The organism is Rhizobium laguerreae (assembly GCF_002008165.1).
GTDB classification, from domain to species: domain Bacteria; phylum Pseudomonadota; class Alphaproteobacteria; order Rhizobiales; family Rhizobiaceae; genus Rhizobium; species Rhizobium laguerreae.
Map to the genome: position 1 here is coordinate 156,974 of NZ_MRDM01000009.1, position 22,154 is coordinate 179,127.

A 22,154-nucleotide genomic window follows, 5' to 3' on the forward strand; every position below is an offset into this window, starting at 1 on the left:
CTCTTGACAGGTTCAATCGCTAGCACGATGCTGCGGCCAAGACAATCCTATATCCTATACGATTTAATATAGGGAGGAAAAATCATGCGCATATCCGAAGCCTCAGCGCTTGCACTTGCCACCCGCCTGCTGGAAGAGCATGGCGCACCGCGTGACCATGCGGCGCTGCAGGCTCGTGTCCTGGTAACGGCGGAGATGAAGGGGCACCCCTCGCATGGCCTGTACCGGCTTCCGCGGCTGGTCGAACGGATCGAGCGTGGGGTCATTGACCCGCAGACGAAGGGCACGCAGCGCTGGCGCGCGGATGCGGTGCTGGAGGTGGAGGGGTCGTCGGGGTTTGGCCCCGTCGTCGCCATGGCCGCGATCGAGCGGCTGGCGCCTCACATTCCGGATCTCGGTATCGGTCTTGTCGCCGTGCGCAATGCCAACCATCTCGGCATGCTCGCGCATTATGTGGAGGCCATCGCCGCACTGGGCTTCGTCGGCATCGCGCTCTCGTCGAGCGAGGCGCTGGTCCATCCCTTCGGCGGCACCCGTGCGATGCTCGGCACCAACCCCATCGCCATCGCCGTGCCAACCGCCGAGGAACCGCTCGTGCTCGACCTGGCCACCAGCCTCGTGCCGATGGGCAGGATTCATCATCACGCGGCGACCGGGAGGCCCATTCCCGAGGGATGGGCGCGCGATGCGGCCGGCAATCCGACGACCGATCCGGGGCGTGCGAAGGCCGGCGCGATTGCGCCCTTTGGCGACGCGAAGGGCTACGGCCTCGGCATTGCTTTGGAGCTGCTGGTGGCAGCTCTTGCCGGCTCGGCGCTCGCGCCGGATGCGCGCGGCACGCTCGACAGCCAGTCGCCGTGCAACAAAGGCGACGTCTTCATCTTGATCGAACCCAGTCTGGCGCCGGGACTGCAGGAGCGGCTGTCGACCTATCTCGATGCCGTGCGCGCTTCACCACCCGCCAGCGCCGGCGAACCGGTTCTCGTTCCGGGCGATCGTGCCCGCGGGCGGCGAGCGGCGGCAAGCCGCAATGGGCTCGAGATCGACCAGCGCCTCTGGGAAGACCTCAATGCGCTTTCGCGCCCGCGCATTCTGGCCTTCGAGGGACAAAGATCATGAGCCTGTTTGCCGCCCTGAGGTTGCCGCGGGAAATCCTGTTCGGCGTCGGCCAGCGCCACGCGCTCGCGAGCGTCGCCAGCAGGACCGGCCGGCGCGCACTCGTCTGCACGGATGCGCGTTTTGCCGCAACACCCGTCTTCGCGGAAATGATCGCCGCGCTTGAAGCGGCCGGCATCGTCGTCCTGGTGCATGACCGCACGCTGCCGGACGTGCCGCAAGATACGGTCGCGGTTTGCGTTGAAGCCGCGCGCGGCTTTGAGCCTGATATGGTGATCGGCATCGGTGGAGGCAGCTGTCTCGACATGGCCAAATGCGCTTCGCTCCTGCTCGCTCACGGAGGCGCGCTCGCCGATTATTACGGTGAGTTCAAGGTGCCGGCGCCCGTCCTGCCGGTCATCGCCGTGCCGACGACGGCAGGGACCGGCTCCGAGGTGACGCCGGTTGCGGTAGTTTCCGATCCCGATCGTATCCTGAAGGTTGGCATTTCCAGCCCATATCTCATCGCCGCAGCGGCGATCTGCGACCCGGAACTGACCTTATCCTGCCCGCCTGGGCTCACGGCGATTGCCGGTGCGGATGCGTTGACGCATGCCATCGAAGCCTTCACGGCCATGCGCCGCCCCGGCGATCCTGAACTCGCGCAGCGGCATGTCTTCATCGGAAAGAGCGATCTCTCCGACCAGTTCGCGCTGCATGCCATCCGGCTCCTCAGCCGGAGCCTGGAAAAGGCCTTCGTCGACGGTGCCGACATCGATGCGCGCGCCGATGTGATGATGGGCGCGCTCGCTGCCGGCTGCGCCTTCGGAACGGCGGGCACCGCTGCGGCCCATGCCGTGCAATATCCGGTTGGTGCCTTGACCCATACGCCGCACGGCCTCGGGGTTGCGACCATGCTGCCCTATGTCATGACCTATAATCGCCGCGTCGCTACGGCGGAATTCGCCACTGTCGGCAGGGCGCTCGGCCTTGATCCCACCGGAGTGGAGGACGACGAAACGGTTGCCGATGCCGCGATCGGCGAGGTGAGCCGTCTCTTCGCCGCGATCGGCATCGCGCCGACACTTGCCGGGCTCGGCCTGCCGGAAGACCGGATCGACTGGGCCGCAGAGCAGGCGCTCGGCATCGGCCGGCTGATCAAGAATAATCCCCGCTCCTTCGATGCGGCCGCCATGCGTGGCTTGGTGCGCGCCGCCTATGACGGCGATCTGGCCGCTTCCGCCCTCTGACTTGGAAATCATCATGAACGTCAACCAGCATTCTTCGCATCCAGACCACGATCCCTTTGGGCTCAGCACGTTCTCCGACGGCCTCTATATTGGCGGCGCCTGGCGGCCTGCGGCGGGCGAGGGACGGATCGAGGTGATCGATCCCTCGACCGAGGCGGTCATTGCCTCTGTGCCCGATGCCACGGTCGCGGATGCGGCGGCGGCAGTGGATGCTGCGGCAAGTGCGGCGGAAGGCTGGCGCGAGATGCCGCCGAGAAAGCGTTCCGAGATCCTGCGCCGCTGCTTCGAACTTATGGTGGAGCGCTCCGAAACGCTTGCCAGGCTCATTTCGCTCGAGAACGGGAAGGCGTTGCGCGACGCGCGCGGCGAGGTGGCCTATGCGGCGGAGTTCTTTCGTTGGAACGCCGAGGAGGCGGTGCGGATCTCTGGTGAGTTCGGCCTTGCCCCGGCCGGCGGAAACCGCATCGTCGTCGATTACCAGCCGATCGGCGTCTGCGTTCTCATCACACCGTGGAATTTCCCGGCTGCGATGGCGACCCGCAAGATCGCGCCTGCCCTTGCCGCAGGCTGCACCGTCATCCTGAAGCCGGCGAGCGAGACGCCGCTGACGGCCTATGCGCTTGCGGCTCTCTACGAGGAGGCTGGCGTGCCGCCGGGCGTCGTGAACGTGATGACAACATCGACGCCGGGCCCTGTCATCACCGCCATGCTGGACGACCCGCGCGTGCGAAAACTCTCCTTCACAGGTTCGACCGGCGTCGGCCGCACGCTTCTGGCGGAAGCGGCAAAAAATGTCATCTCCTGCTCCATGGAACTCGGCGGCAACGCGCCATTCGTCGTTTTCGACGATGCGGACATTGACGCGGCGATCGAGGGTCTGATGGTCGCGAAAATGCGCAATGCGGGTGAGGCCTGCACGGCTGCAAACCGCATTTATGTCCAATCCGGTATTCACGATGTCTTCGCGGAAAAATTCACCAGACGCATGGCCGCCCTCAGGGTCGGCCCGGGTGTGGATCCGGATACCGAATGTGGTCCGATGATCACGCGCAAGGCGGTGGAGAAGATCGAGCGCCTTGTTACCGACGCCATTTCGCGGGGAGCGCGTGTCCTCTGCGGCGGACGATCATTGGCAGGCCGCGGCTTTTTTTATCCGCCGACGGTGCTTGTCGATGTTTCCCCGGCCTCCGACATGGGCTGCGAGGAGATTTTCGGTCCCGTGGCGCCGCTCTACCGTTTCGAGAGCGAGGCAGAGGTCATCGCTGCCGCCAACGATACGGAATATGGCCTCGCCGCCTACATCTATACCCGCGACATTGGCCGCGGCATGCGCGTCGCCTCCAAGATCGAGGCCGGCATGATTGCGCTCAATCGTGGACTGGTCTCCGATCCCGCGGCCCCCTTTGGCGGTGTGAAACAAAGCGGCCTCGGACGTGAAGGAGGGCAGCATCACGGTATCGCGGAGTTCATGGAAGCCAAGTACATTGCCACAAGCTTCTGAGGGAGGAACCTGTGGCCGCCGATCCGTTCCGCATTCGTGACCATGTCGCAGATTTCGACGCGATCGTTGGCGATATCCGAGCTCGCAGCCTTGCAACGCGGCGCACTCTCGCCATGGAGGCCAACATCGCCTACGGGGCTGGACCTGGCGAGACGCTCGACATCTTCCTGCCAGATAGCGCCGGCTCGGACTTGCCGATCCACATGTTCATCCATGGCGGCTATTGGCGGATGTTCTCCAAGGAGGACTACTCCTGCGTCGCTGAGACCATTACCGGCGCTGGCGCGGTCGCAGCTATCGTCGATTACTCCTTGATGCCCACGGCGAGAATGGACGTCCTGGTTGGTCAGGTCCTGAAAGCCAAGGCATTCCTGCTGGCCCATGCCGATCGTTTTGGCGCCACGTCAAAGCGGTTTTCCGTCAGCGGCCACTCCGCCGGTGCACATCTTGCAACCTTTCTCTTCCATCGCTCGCCAGCGCCTTCGGGCGTAGGTGCTGCTTTCCTGCTTGGCGGGCTATACGATCTCGAACCCCTGCAGAGGTCTTTCCTGCGCGACGAGATTGCCTTGAGCGACGAGGAGGTGCGACGGTTTACGCCCATGCGTCACGAGCACGATGCTGCAACGCGTGTCGCTATCATGACCGGCGAACAGGAAACTAGTCCGTTCAAAATTCAGGCAAATGCGTTCAGGGACATTCTTGCCGACCAAGGGCTTGACGTGCGGGCATCGCAGGTCGCAGACGGCAATCACATGAGCACGGTACGCGATCTCGCCGTCGCCGGCACAGCTGTGGCGGCAGCATTGCGCGCCTTGATTGCCAATGATGCCGGCGAGGAACCGAAGCGATCAGTCTTCCTCTGATCGCCGATTTGTCGTGATCGTGGCAATCGAAACGTGATGCTCAGCTCCTGTGACCGGTACCAAGCCGTGCCGATCCGTGTTGCCGACATTGCGCAAAGGCCGACTGCTCCCTAGAAATCAGCCACTTTGCCCCAGGCGGATCCACCGAAGCGGTCGGGGTGGTAGGGCCTGGGATCAACGATCGGCTCATCGCCTGTGACGATATCGGCAATCAGATGACCGGCGCCCGGCCCGATGCCGAAGCCGTGCCCGCTGAAGCCGGCAGCGACGATGAAACCCGGGAGGGTGGCGATCTCGCCGATCCCCGGCACGCCGTCAGGCGTGCTGTCGATATAGCCTGCCCAGGCCGCGCTGATGGCGGTTTTCTTCAAGGCGGGTAGAAGCTCGAGCGCCCGCGCATGCGTAAGCGCAATGGTGGCCTCGTCGACGGTCGGATCGAGGATGCGCATGCGCTCCATCGGTGTCGGCCTGTCGAGCCGCCAGCGGGCCAGAGATTCGTGGCCGGAGCGAAACCCTTCCAACCCGCCGGGTGCGAGACTGCGCCAGCGCCGGGCGAACATCGGCAGGAACTGCCGGGCGTAGCGGAGCTGTTGCGGCGTCGGATCGACGCGGCCGCGGCCGCTGATCGCCAGCGTGTAGCCACCATCGCCGCGACGTGTCACCGAAACGGCTGATGTATGCAAGGCATCCGGCAGGCCGCTTGCGCCTGGAGATACGGAGAGGATCGAGGAGCGTATCGAGGCTTGCGGAAATCGAATGCCGAGCTGGCGGCAGAAGGAGGAGGCCCAGGCGCCACCGGCGAGGATCGCGATCTTTGTCCGGATCGTACCATGCTCGGTGACGACGCCCGAAAGCCTGCCGCCTTCGACGTCGAGGCCGCGGGCAGTACAGGATTGATGCACCGTGCCGCCGAGCTTCAGGATCGCACGCGCGACGGCGGGCGCAGCGCTTGCCGGATCGGCGGTCCCGTCGGTCGGCGAAAAGACCCCGCCTTTCCAAGAGGTGCCGGTGGCATGCCCGCGTTCGGTTGCCTCCGTGCTGCTCAGCATATGCGTCGTGACGCCGACCGAGCGGGCGAAATCGCGCCAGCGCGCCCAGCCGGACAGTTCGGCGTCGCTATTGCTGAGATAGAAAAGACCGCAACGACGGAACCCGGTGTCCTCACCGGTCTCAGTGGCGAAACGCTCCCACAGATCGAGGCTCTTCGTCGACATCGGCAGTTCACGGGCATCGCGATTCTGCTGGCGGCACCAGCCCCAGTTGCGGCTCGATTGCTCGGCGCCGATCAGGCCCTTCTCGACCAGGGCCACCTTCAATCCGCGCCGAGTGAGATAATAGGCTGCAAAAACGCCGACGATGCCGCCGCCGATGACCACGACATCAGCGGTGGAAGGCAGTTCCGGCGTGGTGTCGACGCGATTGAGAGGTGCGGGCATGGGAGAGTCTCCGTTTTAGCGTAGTGTAGCGGATCCGACGCCACGGCTTTGCCGGAGATGGGTTGGTGGCAGCAGAAGATTCCGCGTTGGGAGGATGCCAGAGCCGTTTGTGCTTCGGCCTGTCTCGCAACGCGATCGACAGGTCAACGTCATGTGCTAAGGTTGGCGTCGGGAACAAGCAGCATAATCTGCTGCGTCATTGGCGATTCCAGCAAGTGAGGGCGTGTAAGATGAAACTCGACCGGATCGACGTAAAAATCCTTTACGAACTGCAGAAGAATGGCCGCGTCACGAATGTGGAACTCGCCGAACTGGTCAATCTGTCGCCGAGCCCCTGCCTGATGCGGGTGAAGAAGCTGCAGTCGGAGGGCTACATCGAAGGTTATTCGGCTCAGATCAACGTCAGTAAACTGGGGCAGACGCTGACTGTATTCACTGAGATCACCCTGAAAAACCATCGGCAGATCGATTTCGCCCGCTTCCTGGCGGCGATCGAAAAAGTCGACCAGGTGATCGAATGCCATCTGGTCTCCGGCGGATACGATTATCTGCTGAAATTCGTCACCGCCGGGATCGACGAATACCAGACGATCATGGAGCGGCTGACTGACCTGGACGTCGGCATCGACAAATATTTCAGCTTCGTCGTCCTGAAATCGCCGATCATCAAGGCCCATATGCCGCTGACCACCTTGTTTCCGCATTAGAGCTACTCCAGCAAGTGCGTAGAGGTTTTTGAGTCTCTCACCAGTCCTGCGCGGATACGGGTGGTCTCTGCCGCAGATTGTTCTCCCTATAACTATAAGCTTCTACTGGTTGGAAGGACTTGCGACAAAATTCCGGCCTTACCTTCCAAAGCCATGTTCGCTGCCACTTGCTGGGCTCTTGCTGCGGAGTCGAGGCTTTCCAGCACGACCTGACCCGGTGCGCGCTTGATCTTGTAAGCGCCCAACTCTCGAAATTTCGCGGTGGAATCGGCGCTCAGTGCCGGCAATAGGCCCGCACCAGTTCCGGATCCTGCTGCAGCCCGTCGAGCCAGGCCGGATCGAGGGTGGGCACCGATGAGAAGAGCAGCTGCGAATAGGGATGTTGCGGCGCCTTCACCGTCGATGAGGTGATCTCCTCGACCTTCCTGCCTCCATACATCACGACGATCTCGTCGCAGATCGCCTCCACCACCGAGAGGTCGTGGCTGATGAAGATGTAGGAGAGGCCGAGTTCGCGCTGCAATTCCTTGAGCAGGTCGATCACCGCGGCTGCAACCACCGTGTCGAGCGCCGAGGTAATCTCGTCGCAGAGGATCAGCTTCGGATCGGCGGCGAGGGCCCTGGCGAAGTTGACTCGCTGCTTTTGGCCGCCCGAGAGTTCGCCCGGCCGGCGATGGCGCAGGTTGCGGGGCAGGCGTACCATGTCGAGCAGTTGATCGATCCGGGCGTTCCGCGCCTTTCGATCCATTGCGTGGTAAAAGACCAAAGGTCTGTCGAGGATGTCCTCGACCGATTTTGCCGGATTGAGTGCGGTATCGGCATATTGGAAGACGATCTGCATCTCGCGCAACTCATCACGCGAACGCTTGCGCGCGTTGCGATGCAGTTCCGTGCCGTCGAAGGTGATCTTGCCGACCGCGGCCGGCAGGATGCCGGCGATGGTACGGGCGAGTGTCGACTTGCCGCAACCGGATTCGCCGATGATGCCGAGATTGCGGCCCTTTTCCACCTTCAGGCTCACATGCTCGACCGCGCGAACGAGCGGCAGGCCATCAGCCTGGGGCTGTCCATAACCTGCGACGAGATCTTCGATGCTCAGCAGGGGAGCGGTCGCGGGTTTGGCCGGGCCTGCCGCGCCGCGCGGCTTCGGCTCGAAGGCTGCAAGCAGCTCCTTGGTATAGGGGTGCTTGGCGTTGTTGAGGATTTCGTCGGTGGTGCCGGTTTCCTGAGTCTCTCCGCCTTTCAAGACAACGATACGGTCGGCGATCTGCGCGACGACGGCAAGGTCGTGTGAGACATAAACACCTGCTATTCCGCCCTTCTTCATGACCGACTTGAAAGCACGCAGCACTTCAATCTGGGTCGTGACGTCGAGCGCCGTCGTCGGCTCGTCGAAGATGACGAGGGTCGGGTCGCCGATCAGCGCCATGGCGGCTGCCAGGCGCTGCAGCTGGCCGCCGGAAACCTGGTGCGGATAACGGCTGCCGATCGTCTCGGGTTCCGGCAGGGACAACGCCCGGAAGAGCTCGACGGCCCGGGCACGCGCCTCGTCCGGCGACATCAGCTGGTGAATACGCGTGACTTCGATCACCTGATCCATGATTGATGTGGCCGGGTTGAAGGCGGCAGCCGCCGATTGGGGGACATAGGCGACTTCGGTGCCACGCACCTTGGCGCGCTGCTTCTCGCTGAGCGTGACCATGTTCTTGCCGCCGACCGAAACGCTGCCGCCGGAGATACGACAGCCCGCACGGGTGTGGCCCATCAGGGTCAGGGCGATGGTTGTCTTGCCCGAGCCGCTCTCTCCGATCAGCGCGACGATCTCGCCCTCGGCAACATCGAGGCTGACACCTTTGATGATTTCGACACGCCGGCCGGAATCGGTGGTGGCCTCGACCTTCAGGTCACGGATTTCGATGAAATTGCTCATGACACACTCCGGTCGCGGATTTTCTGCGGCAGGTTGTCGATCAGCAGGTTGACGCTGATCGTCAGGCTGGCGATGGCAAACGAGGGAAACATCACCGCCGGCGCACCGAATGGCAGGCCGCCGATGTTCTCGCGCACGAGCGCGCCCCAATCGGCATAGGGCGGCTGGACGCCGAGGCCGAGGAAGGAAAGCCCGGAGAGCAGCAGAACGATGAAGACGAAGCGGATGCCGAGATCGGCAAGCACCGGTCCGACGATATTGGGCAGGATTTCCGAGCGGATAAGATAGAGGGTGCTTTCCCCTCGAATGCGCGCGACCGTGATGAAATCCATCGCATTGATGTTGACGGCGAGCGCCCGGGCGAAACGGTAAGCGCCAGGGATGTAGATCACCGACAGCGTCATGATCAGCACCGGGACCGAGGAGCCGACGGCAGCGACGACCACCAGGCCGAACAGTTTGCTTGGGATGGAGTTGAGGGCGTCGAGGAAGCGGCTGAGGATCGTGTCCGGCCAGCCGCCGGCGACAGCTGCGATCATGCCGAGCACGACGCCGCTGAAGCATGCGATCGTGACCGCAGCCAACGAGATACCGACCGTGTAGCGCGCGCCCATCAGAATCCGCGAGAGCATGTCGCGGCCGAGATAATCGGAGCCGAGCCAGAGTTCCCGGCTCATCGGGCCGAAATAGTCGAGATCGATAATCTCGCCGACGGGGTAGGGAATGACCCATGGCGCGAAGATCGCGACGAGCGCCCATAAGAAGATGACGGTGAAGCCGATCGCGCCGACGATGTTGAAGCGATAGCCAAACCGGGTTTCGGACAGCCGGCCGGAGGTGGTTTCGGAACTGGTCATGGTCATCGGAGCCTCGGATTGGAAAGGATGGCGATGATATCGGCGATGGTGATCAGCAGCAGGTAGCCCAGGCAGAAGATCATCGCGCAGCTCTGGATTAGCGGCAGATCGCGGGTGGCGACTGCATCCAGCATCAGCTTGGCGATACCGGGATAGTTGAAAATGGTCTCGACGATGATGACGCCTCCGAGCAGATAGGACAGCGAAAGCGCGACGGCATTGACGATCGGACCCAGCGCATTGGGCAGCGCATGGCGAAAGACGATGCGCGGCCGGGAGGCGCCCTTGAGCAATGCCATCTCGACATAAGGTGTGTTGAGCGTCTCGATGACAGCCGCCCGCGTCATGCGGATCATCTGGGCCGAGACGACGAAGGTGAGGGTGATCACCGGCATGGCATAGACACGCAACAGGTCGGCCAGACTGTGGACTTCATTGGCGAAGGACAGCGCCGGCAGCCATTTCAGATAGACGGCGAAGATGAGCGCCGCGGAGGTCGCGACCATGAACTCCGGCACGGAGATGACGCCGATGGTGATCACGGTGACGATCCGGTCGTAAAGGGTGCCGCGCAGCATCGCCGCAGTGATCCCGAGCGTCAGCGCGATCGGTACGGAGAAAAGCGCGGTGACGCCGGCAAGTTTCAGCGTGTTGACGAAGCGGCCGGCGATGAGAGCGGCGATCGGCATGTCGTTGGCGTAGGACGTGCCGAGGTCGCCTTGCAGCAGTCCGACTAACCAGCGCAGGAAACGAAAGAGGGCCGGCTCGTCGAGATGCATGGCCTTGCGCAGGCCTTCGACGGCTTCCGGCGTGGCGGCTTGGCCGAGCAGGATCGTCGCCGTATCTCCAGGCAACAGCGTTGTCGCGAAGAAGACGGCGAAGGAGACGATCACCAGGGTGATCACGGCGACGAACAATCTGCTCAGTACAAGGGATAAGACCTGGCGGTTCACGGGCGTCTTCCCTTTGCGTTCGAGTTAAGTTCCATCAATGCAGATGGAGGAACTGGGGTGCGGGCTGCAGCCCCAGTCTCCTTTGCTTAATCAGGCTTCAAGCCAGACATATTCCGCGAAAGCGTATCCCATCTGGCCGCCGAGCGGGTTGGCTTCCAGGCCCTTGAGCTTGGCGGTCGTGGCATCGACGTTCGAGATATAGGCCGGAATGATTGTACCAGCTTCCTGGGCGACCATGCCCTGCATCTCGTTATAGATCGTCTTGCGCTTGTCTTGATCGAGAGAGCCGCGCGCCTCGATCAGCATCTTGTCGAACTTCTCCGACTTGTAGTGGCTTTCGTTCCACGGAGCGTCCGAGGTGTAGAGCAGGGAGAAGAGGATATCGGGGGTCGGCCGCGGGTTGATGTTGCCGAAGTGGATCGGCGCCTTGAGCCAGTAATTGTCCCAATAACCATCAGATGGCACTCTCTGCACATCGAGCTTCATGCCGATTTCGGCGCCGGCCGCCTGGATGATCATGGCCATGTCGATCGACGAGCTCGCCGCGTCGGAAGCGATGATCGGGATGGATTGGCCAAGCACGCCGGCCTTGTCGAAGTGGAACTTCGCCTTGTCGGGATCGAAGGCCCGCGCTTTCAGCTCTGCGTCACGATAGAAGTTCGCCGGTGAAACGGGTTGATCGTTGCCGACCTCGCCGAGACCGCGCAGCGCCGATTTGACGATCTGTTCGCGGTTGACGAGATACTTCATACCCTCGATGAAGTCCCGCTTGTTGCCGGGCTCCATATCCAAGCGCATGTTGAGATTGGTATAGTTGCCGGACGTCGTCTTCGACACGGTGAAGCCGTCGCCCTGGGCCTCGACGAGGCGCATAGAACGCGGATTAATCGTGGCTGCGAGATGGATGTCGCCCGCAAGCAGTGCGTTGACGCGGGCATTGTCGTCGCTGATGGCGAAATATTCGAAGGAATCGACGTTCGGGCCGGATTTCCAGTAATTCTTGTTCTTGATCCCGACCGACCGAACACCCGGCTCGAAGACCTCCTTGACGAAAGCGCCGGTACCGTTGGCCTTGGTGAAATCGGTCGTGCCGTCGGCGACGATCATGAAATGATGCATCGACAGAATGGTCGGCAGATCGGCATTCGGGCTGGCGAACGTGATCTCGACGGTTTGTTTGTCGACCGCCTTGAAACCGGTCATCTGGGCGGCGATCTTGGCGACTTTCGAGCCGACGGACGGGTCGAGATGGCGCTTTAGCGAGAAAACCACGTCATCGGCGGTCAGCGGCTTGCCGTCATGGAAAGTAACGCCGTTCTTCAGCTTGACCGTCCAGGTCTTCGCATCCTTGGACTCGATTGCTTCGGCAAGCTCCATCTGCGGCGTGCCTGATTTGTCGAGGAAGGTAAGGCGGTTATAGAAGGAGCAGCACCGGACATAGTCGGTGGAGAGCGACGCCTTGGCGGGGTCGAGCGTATCGGCCGTCGAGGACGACCAGCCGGCCGCTTTGAGCGAGCCGCCGGAAACGGGCGTGGCGGCAAGCGCCTTGCCGGCACGGCCAAGCACGAGCCCGCCGGCAGACAGCGCCACACCGCCCGCAAGCATCATATGCAGCAACTCGCGACGAGTGGCGCCACGACGGATGGCGCTTTCGACCATGGCATCGTCCGATCTGGTCCAATTGGTGATCTTGTCGTTCATCTCATTCCCCTTTTCTTCTGTGGCGGGCTGCCCGTTGCGGGCAGGCCCGATCTGCTTTCAAAGTCAGGCGCGCGCGGCGGCCACGGCATCGGCAAGGCCGGCCATGGAGGTGAAATGGTAATCGGGTTTGGTGAACTCAGCCGGTTCGATCGTGCCGCCGTAACCCTTCTCGGCATGTCGTCGCTCGATCCAGCAATTGGTCAGCCCGAGTTTCCTGGAAATCCCGATGTCGTGGTACTGGCTCTGGGCGACATGCAGGATGTCGTCCTTCGAATGTCCTTCCGAGGCGACGTAGTCGAATACCTTCTCGAAGAATGCGGGATCGGGTTTCTCGGTCCCGGTATCATCTGCGGTGAAGGCGGCATAAAAGGGGTTGCCGAGTTCCTTCTCGAAGAAATCGAAGGCCCAGCGGCGGGCATTGGTCATCGCCACGAGGCGGTAATCCTTCGCAAGACTTGCCAGCGCCGCGGCGCTGTCTGCAAAGCCCTTCCAGCTCTTCGCCGAATCCCGCAGGCGTTCGCGATGTTTTTGCTCAGTGGGCAGGCCGAGCTTCGGCGCGATCGCAAGGTAGACGCGCACGAGGTCGTCCGGAAAGAGATCGGCATGGTCGGAATAGCGGGCTGCGCGGTAGAGGCTAAGCGCTTGCTCGCCGTCGACTGTGCTTCCGACTTCGGCCGCGATCTCGGCGAAGCAGGTCTTGAGGCCGCCCTCGAAGTCGATAAGCGTGCCGACGACGTCGAAGGTCATGTATTTGAATTCCGAAAGGCTCTTGCTCACGTGAATTCCCCAGTGTTCGGCCCCGATGGGAGCTCGGCTTCTCGAAGAAGAAAATTCTGTTCCGCTGGCGGGGTCATTGTCCCGCTCTTTTATGGGAAGGCCCGCATCTGCCGGGATCCAGGCCTTTCGTTGACTTCAGTTTGTCACCTGCACTGCGCCGGATTCGCCGAATAGACCCCATGAGGCGGCACAAAATACCGAATCTGACGGTTTCCCGATATTCTCAGGCCTGCAACGCCCGACGCACATCCGGATCCTCCAGCGTCTCGTCCAGCGTGATGCGGGTGCGCTCGATGATCGCGTCTATCTCCGTGTCTGTGCAGCAAAGCGGCGGAGCATAGCCAATTGCACCATTGCCGAAGGCGCGGATGACGAGGCCGTTTTCCCAGGCGCGATCGAAGATGCGGCGGGCGGGTTCGGCAGATGCCGGCAAGGGCGTTTTGTTCACCTTGTCGACCACCAGCTCGACGGCGGCCAGCATGCCGCGGCCGCGGACATCGCCGACGAGCGGATGATCCCTCAGCGATTCCAGGCCCCGCATCAGCCGTGCGCCGGCCCTGACGCCGTTTTCGAGAAGCCCGTTTTCGTAGAGCTTCAGGACTTCGAGGCCGACCGCGGCGCTGACGGGATGGGCCGAATAGGTATAGCCATGGCCAACGGCGGCAGCACCCGCGCCCTCGGCGATCGTTTGATAGACGTGATCGGCCATCAAGACGGCACCCATGGGAACGTAACCCGAGGTCAGGCCCTTGGCGGTCGTCATGAAGTCGGGCACGACCTCATCCTCGATGCAGGCGAAAAGCGGGCCGGTGCGGCCAAAGCCGGTGATCACCTCGTCCGCGACAAAAAGGATGTCGTGCGCGCGGCAGAATTCGCGCATGGCTTTCATCCAGCCTTTCGGCGGCACCAGAACGCCGCCCGATCCCTGGATCGGCTCGACGTAGAAAGCGGCGACGCGTTCCGGCCCGATCGCCTCGACCTTGCTTTTCAGCGCCGCAAGCGAGGCGTCGATGATCGCCTGCGGATTGTCGCCCACCGGGTTGCGATAGGCGTAGTGAGACGGAATCTTATGCTGCCAATCGAATGGAACGCCGAAGCCGGCATGGAAGGCAGGTAGCGCGGTCAGACCCGCGCCGACCGTCGAGGAACCGTGATAGCCCTGTTCGACGGAGATGAACTGATCGCGCTGAGGCTGTCCACGGGCATGCCAGTAGTAGCGGATGAAGCGGATCGTGCTGTCTACCGCATCGGAGCCGCCGAGCGTAAAATAGACGTGGTTGAGATCGCCCGGTGCGCGGTCGGCGAGTTCGCTGGCAAGTCGGATCGCGGGCTCTGAGCCGAGGCCGAAATAGGCCGTCGCATAGGGAAGCTCGCGCATCTGCCGGGCCGCCGCCTCGACGATGCTCTCGTGGCCGTAACCGGCATTGACGCACCAGAGGCCGGCGAAGCCGTCGATCAGCTGCTTGCCGGAGGCGTCGGTGACCGTCGCGCCCTTGGCCGAGGCCAGCACCCGCACGCCAAGCTTTTCATGGCCTCGATAGGAGGCGACAGGATGAATGAGGTGGGCGCGATCGAGTTCGATGAGAGAATTGCTGTACATGGAGATCTCCGGATCAGCCGAGTGCCTGGCTGGCGAGGGCAAAGGTGGTGACGGCCGGTTCGGCGGCGTGGTGGACGAAGGGCTTTTTCATCGTGATTCCGCCGCCGACATGGGCGAGCCCATGGTCGGCGAGCCATGGGGAAAGCCCGGTCTCGTCGGTGGTGTCGACCCTGAGGAACCGCCCGGGCCGTCTGGCGATGAAATGTTCGATGAGTTTCCTGGCCTCGCCGACGTCGGCGGCCACCACCGGTCCGATCACTTCGCCGCGGCCGAAAGGACGCAGGCAAGCGAACCCGGAAATGCGGTCGTCGCGGCGAGTGACGGCGAATTCGCCGATCCCGGCGAGATAGGAGAGCAGCCCTTCGCGGTCGGCGCCGAAGGCAAGTCGGTCAAGCTCCGCGATGCCAGCGAGGTCGGCATCGGTGGCGGCTTCCGTTTCCGCCGGCGCGACAATTTCTCCGCCAAGGCCCTGGTGCTGTAGCACGGTTCCCGTCTCGTGGAAGCCAAGCTTCTGATAGAGCGGCAGACCTTCCGTCGTCGCCACCAGCCTCAACGGCCGGTCTCCCGCTGTCAGCAAAGCGGCGTCCATGAGTTTTCGGCCGAGACCCCTGCCACGCATCGTCTCGTCGACGATGACCATGTTGATCGTCGCACAATCTCCCTTATACGGCGTGACGAGGACGGTGCCGACGACCCTGCCATCCTCGACCGCAACCATCCCTTCGCTCAAGGCGAGCGCCAGCTGCCAGTCTTCCGTCCGATGCGGCCAGCCCGCCTGTCTTGAGAGCGCGACAGCGGCTTCCAGATGGTCGGGGCCGAACGGGACGATTTCGATCTGACTTGCTTGCATGGGGGCGTCCTTCATATCGTGCCCGCCAGTCTGCCGGAGCGCCGGCGGGCAGATCGTCTGAAGGCCGTGGTTCAGGCAGTATCTTATGGCTTTGCTATCATCGGCCGCCGCATCTTATGCTAGAACCAACCGATGTTCATCGAATCCAGATCCTGTCAGTGCATCATCGCCAGCGCTGCCGCAAAGAAATCTTCACCTCCGAAGTTTCCTGATTTCAACGCCAGCAGCATATCGCCCTGGGCATTGCCGACTGTGCGCAGCACCGGCACGCCGGGCGCAATCTCCGGGCCGATCAGAAATGCCGGAACGGCGAGCCTGTCGACCGCCGCGCCCGAGGTTTCCCCGCCTGCGACCACCAGGCGCCGCACGCCTCTCTCCACCAGTTCTGTGGCGATGATCGACGTCGCGGCCTCGATCGCGTGGCCGGAGGCTTCTCGTCCATAGATCGATTGCAGCCGGGACACGGTTTCAGGCGCAGCACTCGCGGCGATGACGACGGGGCCGGCGGAGATGCGTTCTCCGGCCCATGTAATCGCCGCGGCGATCTCGTCGGGACCGGCAAGCAGACGCTCAGGGTCGAGCCGCAGGACGGGCATCGATCGTTCGGCGATGTCGAGCTGATGGAGCGTAGCCTTGGAGCAACTGCCGGCAACGATCGCGGAAAGCCCGCCCACCGGGCGAATGGCGTCCGCCGTCGTCGCGCCCCCGGACGAAATCCGGCCGGAGCGGACGAGCGCGCGGGCAAGGCCGAGGCCGAGGCCGGACGCACCGGTCGACACCGGCGTTTCGAGAGCGACCTCGCCGAGCGTTTCAAGATCCCGTTCGAAAATCGCATCGGCGATAACAGCAGTGACGCCTGCGGTGCGAAAGGAAAAGGAATCGAGCCTCATTTTGACGGCGCCGGGTCCGGCCGCGATGGTCGTCAGATCGACTAGCCCGACAGCATTGCGCGACTGGCGGGTCAGAACCCGCACGAGATTGGCGTCATGCATCGGATTGAGGGGGTGGTCCTTGAGCGGGCTTTCGTTCAACGGTTGTCCGCCGACGAAGAGATGGCCAAAATAGACGGTGCGTCCCGTTTCCGGAAAGGCGGGCGTCACCAGCACGACGCCGCCGCCGGCAGCATCGCTCAAGGCCTCGGTGACCGGACCGATATTGCCGGCATCGGTGGAATCGAAGGTCGAGCAGATCTTGTAAAGCACATGGCCGGCACCCCGCTGGCGTAGCCATCGCTCGGCGCTCGTCGCCGCCGTCACGGCCTCCGAGGCCGGGACGGAGCGGATCTTCAGGGAAACGACGACGGCGTCGACATCCGGCAGGGCGAGCGACGGATCGGGGATGCCGACCGTCTGCACCGTGCGCAGGCCGTTCTTCGTCAAGGTGTTGGCGAGGTCGGAGGCGCCCGTATAGTCGTCAGCGATTGATCCGAGCAAAATAGCCATCGTCTAGCTCCGTGCAAAAGGTTTGAACCAGCCAAGACCGTCCAGTGTGTGGCCGCGCGGGATGTATTCGCAGCCGACGAAACCGTCGTAACCAAGGCGATCGATTTCGCCGAACAGGTAGGGATAGTTCAATTCCTCCCCATCCGGCTCGTTGCGGGACGGCACGCTGGCGATCTGGATGTGGCCGGCAATCGGCAGCAGGTGTCGCAACGCGATAGTGACGTCGCCGTGGATGATCTGGCGGTGATAGATGTCGAACTGGAGCTTCAGGTTCGGCAGACCGCATTCGGCGATCAGCCGCTCGGCGGCGCCGAAGTCGTTGAGGAAATATCCAGGCATGTTTCGGCCGTTGATCGGCTCGAGCAGCAGATCGATGCCCTTTTCCGCAAGCCGCCCGGCAGCATAGGTGACGGAGCGCCGATAAGCGGAGGAGGCGTCTTCGTCATGACGGTCGGCGATGCCTGCCATCAGGTGCAACCGTCTGACGCCCGTTGCCGCCGCATAGTCCAGTGCCCGCTCGACATCCGCTTTCAGCGCATCGAACCGTCCGGGAAGGGCGGCGATGCCGCGCTCGCCTGCTGCCCAGTCGCCCGGCGGCAGGTTGAACAAGGCCTGCTGCAGATTGTTGCGGGCAAGCCGTTCGGCGATTGCCTCGGGCGTGGCTTCATAGGGAAAGAGGTATTCGACGGCGGCAAAGCCGGCCTCGGCTGCGGCGTCGAAGCGGTCGAGGAAGGCCCATTCGTTGAACATCATCGTCAGGTTGGCGGCGAAAACCGGCATGTCTGGCGTTCCTTCTACAGGCTCTGCGGTTCTTTGGTGGAGCTGGGCAATTCAGCGCCGGAAAGCTTGGCATAGAGCCGCGCCAGCGAGGAATCGTCGTCACGGCCCATGCCCGCCCCGGAGGCGGCCAGGTACATCTGCAGAGCTGCTGCCGCGAGCGGTACGGGATAACGCTCGGAGCGGGCCATGTCTTGGACGATGCCGAGATCCTTGACGAAAATCTCGATGCTGCTGAGCGGCGTATAGTCTCCGGCCAGCACATGCGGCACGCGATTTTCGAACATCCACGAGTTGCCGGCCGAAGCGGTGATCACCTCATAGACCTTGTCGAGGTCGAGGCCCTGCTTGGCGGCGAACGTTATCGCCTCGCATGCGGCCGCGATGTGCACGCCGGCGAGAAGCTGGTTGATCATCTTGAAGGCAGCGCCTTTTCCGGCCTCGTCGCCGAGTTCGTAGACCTTGGCGGCCATGGCGTCGAGACCCGGGCGCGCCGCGCCGAAGGCCTGTCTGGAGCCGGATGCCATGACCGTCAATTCGCCACGCGCCGCCCTGGCCGCGCCGCCTGAAATCGGCGCGTCGAGATAATGCAGGCCGAGAGCTTCCACCCGCTGTGCCAGATCGCGTGCGACGGCGGGATCCATGGTGGCCGACGAGACGAAGACGGCGCCGGGCTTCATCGCATGCGCAACGCCTTCAGGCCCGAACAATACGGCCTCGGTCTGCGCGCCGTTGACGACCACGGAGACGACAATGTCGGCGTCCTTTGCCGCAGCGGCAGGGGTCGCCACCCCACGTCCGCCATCGGCGATGAAGCGGTCTACTGCGGCCGGCGTGATGTCATATCCAACGACGTCGAGACCCGCGCGCTTCATCGACTGGGCCATGCCAAGCCCCATGGAACCAAGACCGATGACGGCCGCGATAATGTCGGGACCTGAGTTGTCAGCAAGCGGTGACATGAGGAGCTTCTCCAGTCTTGTGAGGAAAGGTCTGCGCCCCTCCGGGTATCATCCCGGAGGGGCTGTAGCTCAGCGATTGACGCTTTTCGCCGGAACCGTCAACACGGCCAGCGAACCAATGACCAAGGCAGCCGCCAAGAGATACATGCCGGCGCTGTTGGTGCCGGTGAAGTCTTTGAGATAGCCTACCAGAAACGGCCCGAGAAAGCCGGCGAGATTGCCGACCGAATTGATCCAGGCGATGCCGGCGGCAGCACCGGTGCCGGCGAGAAAAGCCGTCGGAAGCGACCAGAACAGCGGCGCGCAGCTGATGGCGCCGGCAGCCGCCAGCGAGAGGCAGGCAATCGAGACCGCCGTGCTCGTCGCCATCGTCGCTGAGACGAAGCCACCGGCGGCGATGAGGGCCGGGACGACGAGGTGCCAGCGGCGTTCGCGCCGCCTGTCGGCGGAACGTCCGAGCGCCAGCATCACAACGAATGTGCAGATATAGGGGATCGCCGAAATCAGGCCGATATTAAGGTTTCCTTTGACGCCCGAGGCCTTGACGATGGTCGGCATCCAGAAATTCAGGCCATATTGCCCGAGCACGAAGCAGAAATAGATCAGGCACATCAGCCAGACGCGGCGGTCGGTCAGCGTTGCACCGATGCTGTGCGGGCTTGCCGTCTTGGTCCGGTTCTCCGCCTCGATATTGGCCGTCAGCACGCGCTTTTCCTCATCGTTCAGCCATTTCGCGTCCTGGATCGTATCATCAAGGTAGAAGAACGTCGCGACGCCGAAAAGAATAGCCGGAATGGCTTCGATCAGGAACATCCACTGCCAGCCGGAAAGTCCGTGCGTGCCGTGAAAACTTTCCATCAGGAGACCCGAAAGCGGATTGCCGAAAATGGCGGAGATCGGGATCGCCGACATGAAGGTGGTGATGATCCTGGCGCGGCGATGGGCCGGATACCAGGCGGTCAGATAAAGAATGATGCCAGGGAAAAATCCGGCTTCGGCCACGCCCAGCAGGAAACGCAGCACATAGAAGACGGTTTCCGATGAGGTGAACATGAAGGCGGCGGAAATGATGCCCCAGGTGAGCATGATGCGGGCGATCCACACCCGTGCGCCAACCTTGTTCATGATGATGTTGCTCGGCACTTCAAACAGAAAATAACCGATGAAGAATATCCCTGCGCCGATGCAATAGGCGGCTTCCGAGAGGCCGAGTTCGCTTGACATCTGCAGCTTGGCGAAGCCGACATTGACGCGGTCGAGATAGGCGACCACGTAGCACAGCATCAAAAAGGGTACGATGCGCCAGAATACCTTGCCATAGGCGCGGTCTTCGAGCGTCTGGGCGGGATGTATGCCAACAACTGGCGCTTGCGTCTGCAGCGTCATGATTTTCTCCTCCGATTGTTGCCGCGGTCTCCTTGAGGTCCTCCCGCGGCACGCCGTGCCATCTTTTTGGCAGCGCTGCCATTCTCGTTAAATCATTTTGGCAGCGCTGCCAACAAGCAAATTGGTAGCGCTGCCAAAAAAACCTTGCTTCTTGGCGACAGCGGTGAAAAATGGTGGCAACGCGGTGGTCATCGGGCGGGCAGGCCGGGCAACCACCACAACAGTCGGGTTCAAACGCAACGATGGAATTCAAACATCAACCGACGGTAACGCTTGCCGAGGTCGCGGAAGCGGCCGGTGTTGGCGAGAGCACGGTGTCGCGGGTACTGCGCAACCACGGTTCGTTTTCCGGCAAGACGCGGGAGCGAGTGATGGCCGCCGTCGAGCGGCTGGGCTATGTGCCGAACCGGATCGCGGGAACGCTTGCCTCTACCGGTTCGCGTCTCGTTGCCTTCGTCATTCCCTCGCTGTCCAACATTGTCTTTCCCGATGTGCTGCGCGGTGCCAGTGCCGTTCTGGAGGAAAACCGGTATCAGGCGGTCTTTTCCGTGACCGATTATGATCCGGGCAAGGAGGAAGCGCTTGCCGCGGCGATGCTCGCCTGGCGGCCGGCGGCGGTCATGCTGGCTGGATGCGAGCATACCGAGGGTACGGTGAAGATGCTGCGCGCCAGCGGGTGCAGGGTTGTCGAGCTGCTCGATCTCGACGGCGATGCTCTCGATATCGCGGTCGGCTTCTCGAACCGCGCGGCCGGGCGGGAGAGCGCTGCCTTCCTGCTGAAGCGGGGCTATCGCCGAATTGGCTATGTCGGTCACGACCTGAACCGCGATACCCGTGCCGGCAAGCGGTTTTCCAGCTTTTGCGAAACGCTCGATGGGCATGACACCCCGCTCGTCGCCCACGAAATTCTCGCCGGCGCTTCGTCCGTGGAAAATGGCAGGTTGGGGCTGGAGCGGCTTCTCGCCCGGACGACCGATCTCGATGCGGTCTATTTCTCTAACGACGACATGGCGCTGGGCGGCTATTTTCATTGTCTGGCCGAGGGAATCGCGATCCCCTCGAAGCTCGCCATTTTCGGCTATAACGGCCTCGATATCGGCCGGGCAACACCGCAGCCGTTGTCGACCATCCGAACGCCGCGAGTCGCGACCGGGGAGATCGCCGCGCAATTGGTCGTCGCTAATGCGCCGCCGCAGGCCGTCGATCTCGGCTTTGAACTGATCGAAGGGGCAACCGCCTAATATTGGAGGAACTGTCATGTCCGACGCGCGCCTGCGTGAGGAAATCTGCCGATACGGCCGCTCGCTGTTCGAGCGCGGGCTGACGCCTGGTTCGTCGGGCAATATTTCGTTGCGGCTGGAGGATGGCGGCTGGCTGGTCACGCCGACCAACGCTTCGCTCGGCTTTCTCGACCCGGCACGGATCTCCCGGCTCGATGCCGAAGGCCGGCTCCTGTCCGGAGACAAGCCGACCAAGGAAATTCCGCTGCACACCGCCCTTTACGATACGCGCGGTAGCGCCCGCGCCATCGTCCATCTTCACTCCACCCACGCGGTGGCATTGACCATGCTGCCTGAGATCGATCCGCGCGCCGCCCTGCCGCCGATGACGCCATATTATCTGATGCGCGCCGGCGAAACCGCGCTGGTGCCCTATTATCGTCCCGGCGATCCGGCGGTGGCCGATGCGATCCGCGGACTGGCGGGCAAGTATTCGTCGGTGCTTCTGGCCAATCACGGACCTGTTGTCGCTGGCGACAGCCTGGAAGCGGCGGTCTTCGCGACCGAGGAACTGGAGGAAACGGCGAAGCTCTATCTGCTGTTGCGTAACCTCAATCCCCGTTTCCTCAGCCCGGCGCAGGTGGCCGATCTCGTCAACACGTTCGGCCTCGACCTTCCGTCGCATCACGATCACAACGGCGATTGAAGGCGTCACTCCGCCGGCCGTTGACGGCGGGCAAGCGCGCAACCTTCTGCCAAACCCTGCTTTCGATACGATAGATTCTGCTTCCGATACCGGCAATTCAGGTGAGCGGCGGGTGAAGCGGTGCCTATGATTGTGATAGTT

Annotated in this window: 19 protein-coding genes; 7 read left to right on the forward strand and 12 right to left on the reverse strand. The window is 62.7% G+C overall.

The window, feature by feature from the left end; translation table 11 throughout:
- The first annotated feature begins 84 nt into the window (after positions 1 to 84).
- The 4 genes from BS630_RS07035 to BS630_RS07050 are packed head-to-tail and all read left to right on the forward strand — an operon-like array spanning position 85 to position 4,709.
- Positions 85 to 1,119: an Ldh family oxidoreductase gene (locus BS630_RS07035; protein ID WP_077976825.1), complete on the forward strand. Its 1,035-nt coding sequence runs from the start codon at positions 85 to 87 to the stop codon at positions 1,117 to 1,119.
- Complete coding sequence (locus BS630_RS07040) at positions 1,116 to 2,345, forward strand: iron-containing alcohol dehydrogenase (protein WP_077976826.1); 1,230 nt, start codon at positions 1,116 to 1,118, stop codon at positions 2,343 to 2,345. Before BS630_RS07035 ends, BS630_RS07040 begins: the two co-directional genes overlap by 4 nt.
- A 13-nt stretch (positions 2,346 to 2,358) precedes the next feature.
- Positions 2,359 to 3,846, forward strand: a complete 1,488-nt coding sequence (locus BS630_RS07045; RefSeq protein WP_077977045.1) for an NAD-dependent succinate-semialdehyde dehydrogenase — start codon at positions 2,359 to 2,361, stop codon at positions 3,844 to 3,846.
- Positions 3,847 to 3,857: 11 nt separating this feature from the next.
- Positions 3,858 to 4,709 carry an alpha/beta hydrolase gene (locus tag BS630_RS07050; RefSeq protein WP_077976827.1) on the forward strand — a complete coding sequence of 284 codons (852 nt, stop codon included), beginning with the start codon at positions 3,858 to 3,860 and terminating at the stop codon, positions 4,707 to 4,709.
- Positions 4,710 to 4,819: 110 nt separating this feature from the next.
- Here BS630_RS07050 and BS630_RS07055 read toward each other — a convergent pair whose 3' ends face one another.
- Positions 4,820 to 6,145: an NAD(P)/FAD-dependent oxidoreductase gene (locus BS630_RS07055; RefSeq protein ID WP_077976828.1), complete on the reverse strand. Its 1,326-nt coding sequence runs from the start codon at positions 6,143 to 6,145 to the stop codon at positions 4,820 to 4,822.
- 230 nt (positions 6,146 to 6,375) lie between these two features.
- Between BS630_RS07055 and BS630_RS07060 the strand changes: the two genes are divergently transcribed.
- Positions 6,376 to 6,852, forward strand: coding sequence for an Lrp/AsnC family transcriptional regulator (locus tag BS630_RS07060; protein ID WP_025397104.1), 477 nt, complete (start codon positions 6,376 to 6,378; stop codon positions 6,850 to 6,852).
- A 274-nt stretch (positions 6,853 to 7,126) separates the two neighbouring features.
- Here BS630_RS07060 and BS630_RS07065 read toward each other — a convergent pair whose 3' ends face one another.
- From BS630_RS07065 to BS630_RS07115, 11 genes are all read right to left on the reverse strand, one after another.
- Positions 7,127 to 8,782 carry an ABC transporter ATP-binding protein gene (locus BS630_RS07065; RefSeq protein ID WP_077976829.1) on the reverse strand — a complete coding sequence of 552 codons (1,656 nt, stop codon included), beginning with the start codon at positions 8,780 to 8,782 and terminating at the stop codon, positions 7,127 to 7,129.
- Positions 8,779 to 9,645, reverse strand: coding sequence for an ABC transporter permease (locus BS630_RS07070; RefSeq protein WP_077976830.1), 867 nt, complete (start codon positions 9,643 to 9,645; stop codon positions 8,779 to 8,781). Before BS630_RS07070 ends, BS630_RS07065 begins: the two co-directional genes overlap by 4 nt.
- Positions 9,642 to 10,592: an ABC transporter permease gene (locus BS630_RS07075; protein ID WP_017956789.1), complete on the reverse strand. Its 951-nt coding sequence runs from the start codon at positions 10,590 to 10,592 to the stop codon at positions 9,642 to 9,644. The genes BS630_RS07070 and BS630_RS07075 overlap by 4 nt, the downstream gene beginning before the upstream one ends.
- 90 nt (positions 10,593 to 10,682) lie before the next feature.
- On the reverse strand, positions 10,683 to 12,293 hold the full coding sequence (locus BS630_RS07080) for an ABC transporter substrate-binding protein (protein ID WP_077976831.1): 1,611 nt from the start codon (positions 12,291 to 12,293) through the stop codon (positions 10,683 to 10,685).
- Between the two features lie 63 nt (positions 12,294 to 12,356).
- On the reverse strand, positions 12,357 to 13,070 hold the full coding sequence (locus BS630_RS07085) for an HAD-IA family hydrolase (protein ID WP_077976832.1): 714 nt from the start codon (positions 13,068 to 13,070) through the stop codon (positions 12,357 to 12,359).
- Positions 13,071 to 13,293: 223 nt separating this feature from the next.
- Positions 13,294 to 14,670 carry an aspartate aminotransferase family protein gene (locus BS630_RS07090; RefSeq protein WP_077976833.1) on the reverse strand — a complete coding sequence of 459 codons (1,377 nt, stop codon included), beginning with the start codon at positions 14,668 to 14,670 and terminating at the stop codon, positions 13,294 to 13,296.
- A 13-nt stretch (positions 14,671 to 14,683) separates the two neighbouring features.
- Positions 14,684 to 15,520 (reverse strand): GNAT family N-acetyltransferase, encoded by an 837-nt coding sequence (locus BS630_RS07095; protein WP_077976834.1) that lies wholly within the window; start codon positions 15,518 to 15,520, stop codon positions 14,684 to 14,686.
- Between the two features lie 155 nt (positions 15,521 to 15,675).
- Positions 15,676 to 16,962: a 3-oxo-tetronate kinase gene (otnK, locus tag BS630_RS07100; RefSeq protein WP_077976835.1), complete on the reverse strand. Its 1,287-nt coding sequence runs from the start codon at positions 16,960 to 16,962 to the stop codon at positions 15,676 to 15,678.
- A gap of 3 nt (positions 16,963 to 16,965) precedes the next feature.
- Positions 16,966 to 17,742: a 2-oxo-tetronate isomerase gene (otnI, locus tag BS630_RS07105; protein WP_077976836.1), complete on the reverse strand. Its 777-nt coding sequence runs from the start codon at positions 17,740 to 17,742 to the stop codon at positions 16,966 to 16,968.
- Between the two features lie 14 nt (positions 17,743 to 17,756).
- On the reverse strand, positions 17,757 to 18,701 hold the full coding sequence (gene ltnD / locus BS630_RS07110; RefSeq protein ID WP_077976837.1) for an L-threonate dehydrogenase: 945 nt from the start codon (positions 18,699 to 18,701) through the stop codon (positions 17,757 to 17,759).
- A 69-nt stretch (positions 18,702 to 18,770) separates the two neighbouring features.
- On the reverse strand, positions 18,771 to 20,087 hold the full coding sequence (locus BS630_RS07115; protein WP_077976838.1) for an MFS transporter: 1,317 nt from the start codon (positions 20,085 to 20,087) through the stop codon (positions 18,771 to 18,773).
- Between the two features lie 242 nt (positions 20,088 to 20,329).
- On the opposite strand from BS630_RS07115, the gene BS630_RS07120 reads away from it, so the two are divergent.
- Both BS630_RS07120 and otnC read left to right on the forward strand, forming a co-directional pair.
- Positions 20,330 to 21,328: a LacI family DNA-binding transcriptional regulator gene (locus BS630_RS07120; RefSeq protein ID WP_077976839.1), complete on the forward strand. Its 999-nt coding sequence runs from the start codon at positions 20,330 to 20,332 to the stop codon at positions 21,326 to 21,328.
- Between the two features lie 16 nt (positions 21,329 to 21,344).
- Positions 21,345 to 22,013, forward strand: coding sequence for a 3-oxo-tetronate 4-phosphate decarboxylase (gene otnC, locus BS630_RS07125; RefSeq protein ID WP_077976840.1), 669 nt, complete (start codon positions 21,345 to 21,347; stop codon positions 22,011 to 22,013).
- Positions 22,014 to 22,154: the final 141 nt, after the last annotated feature.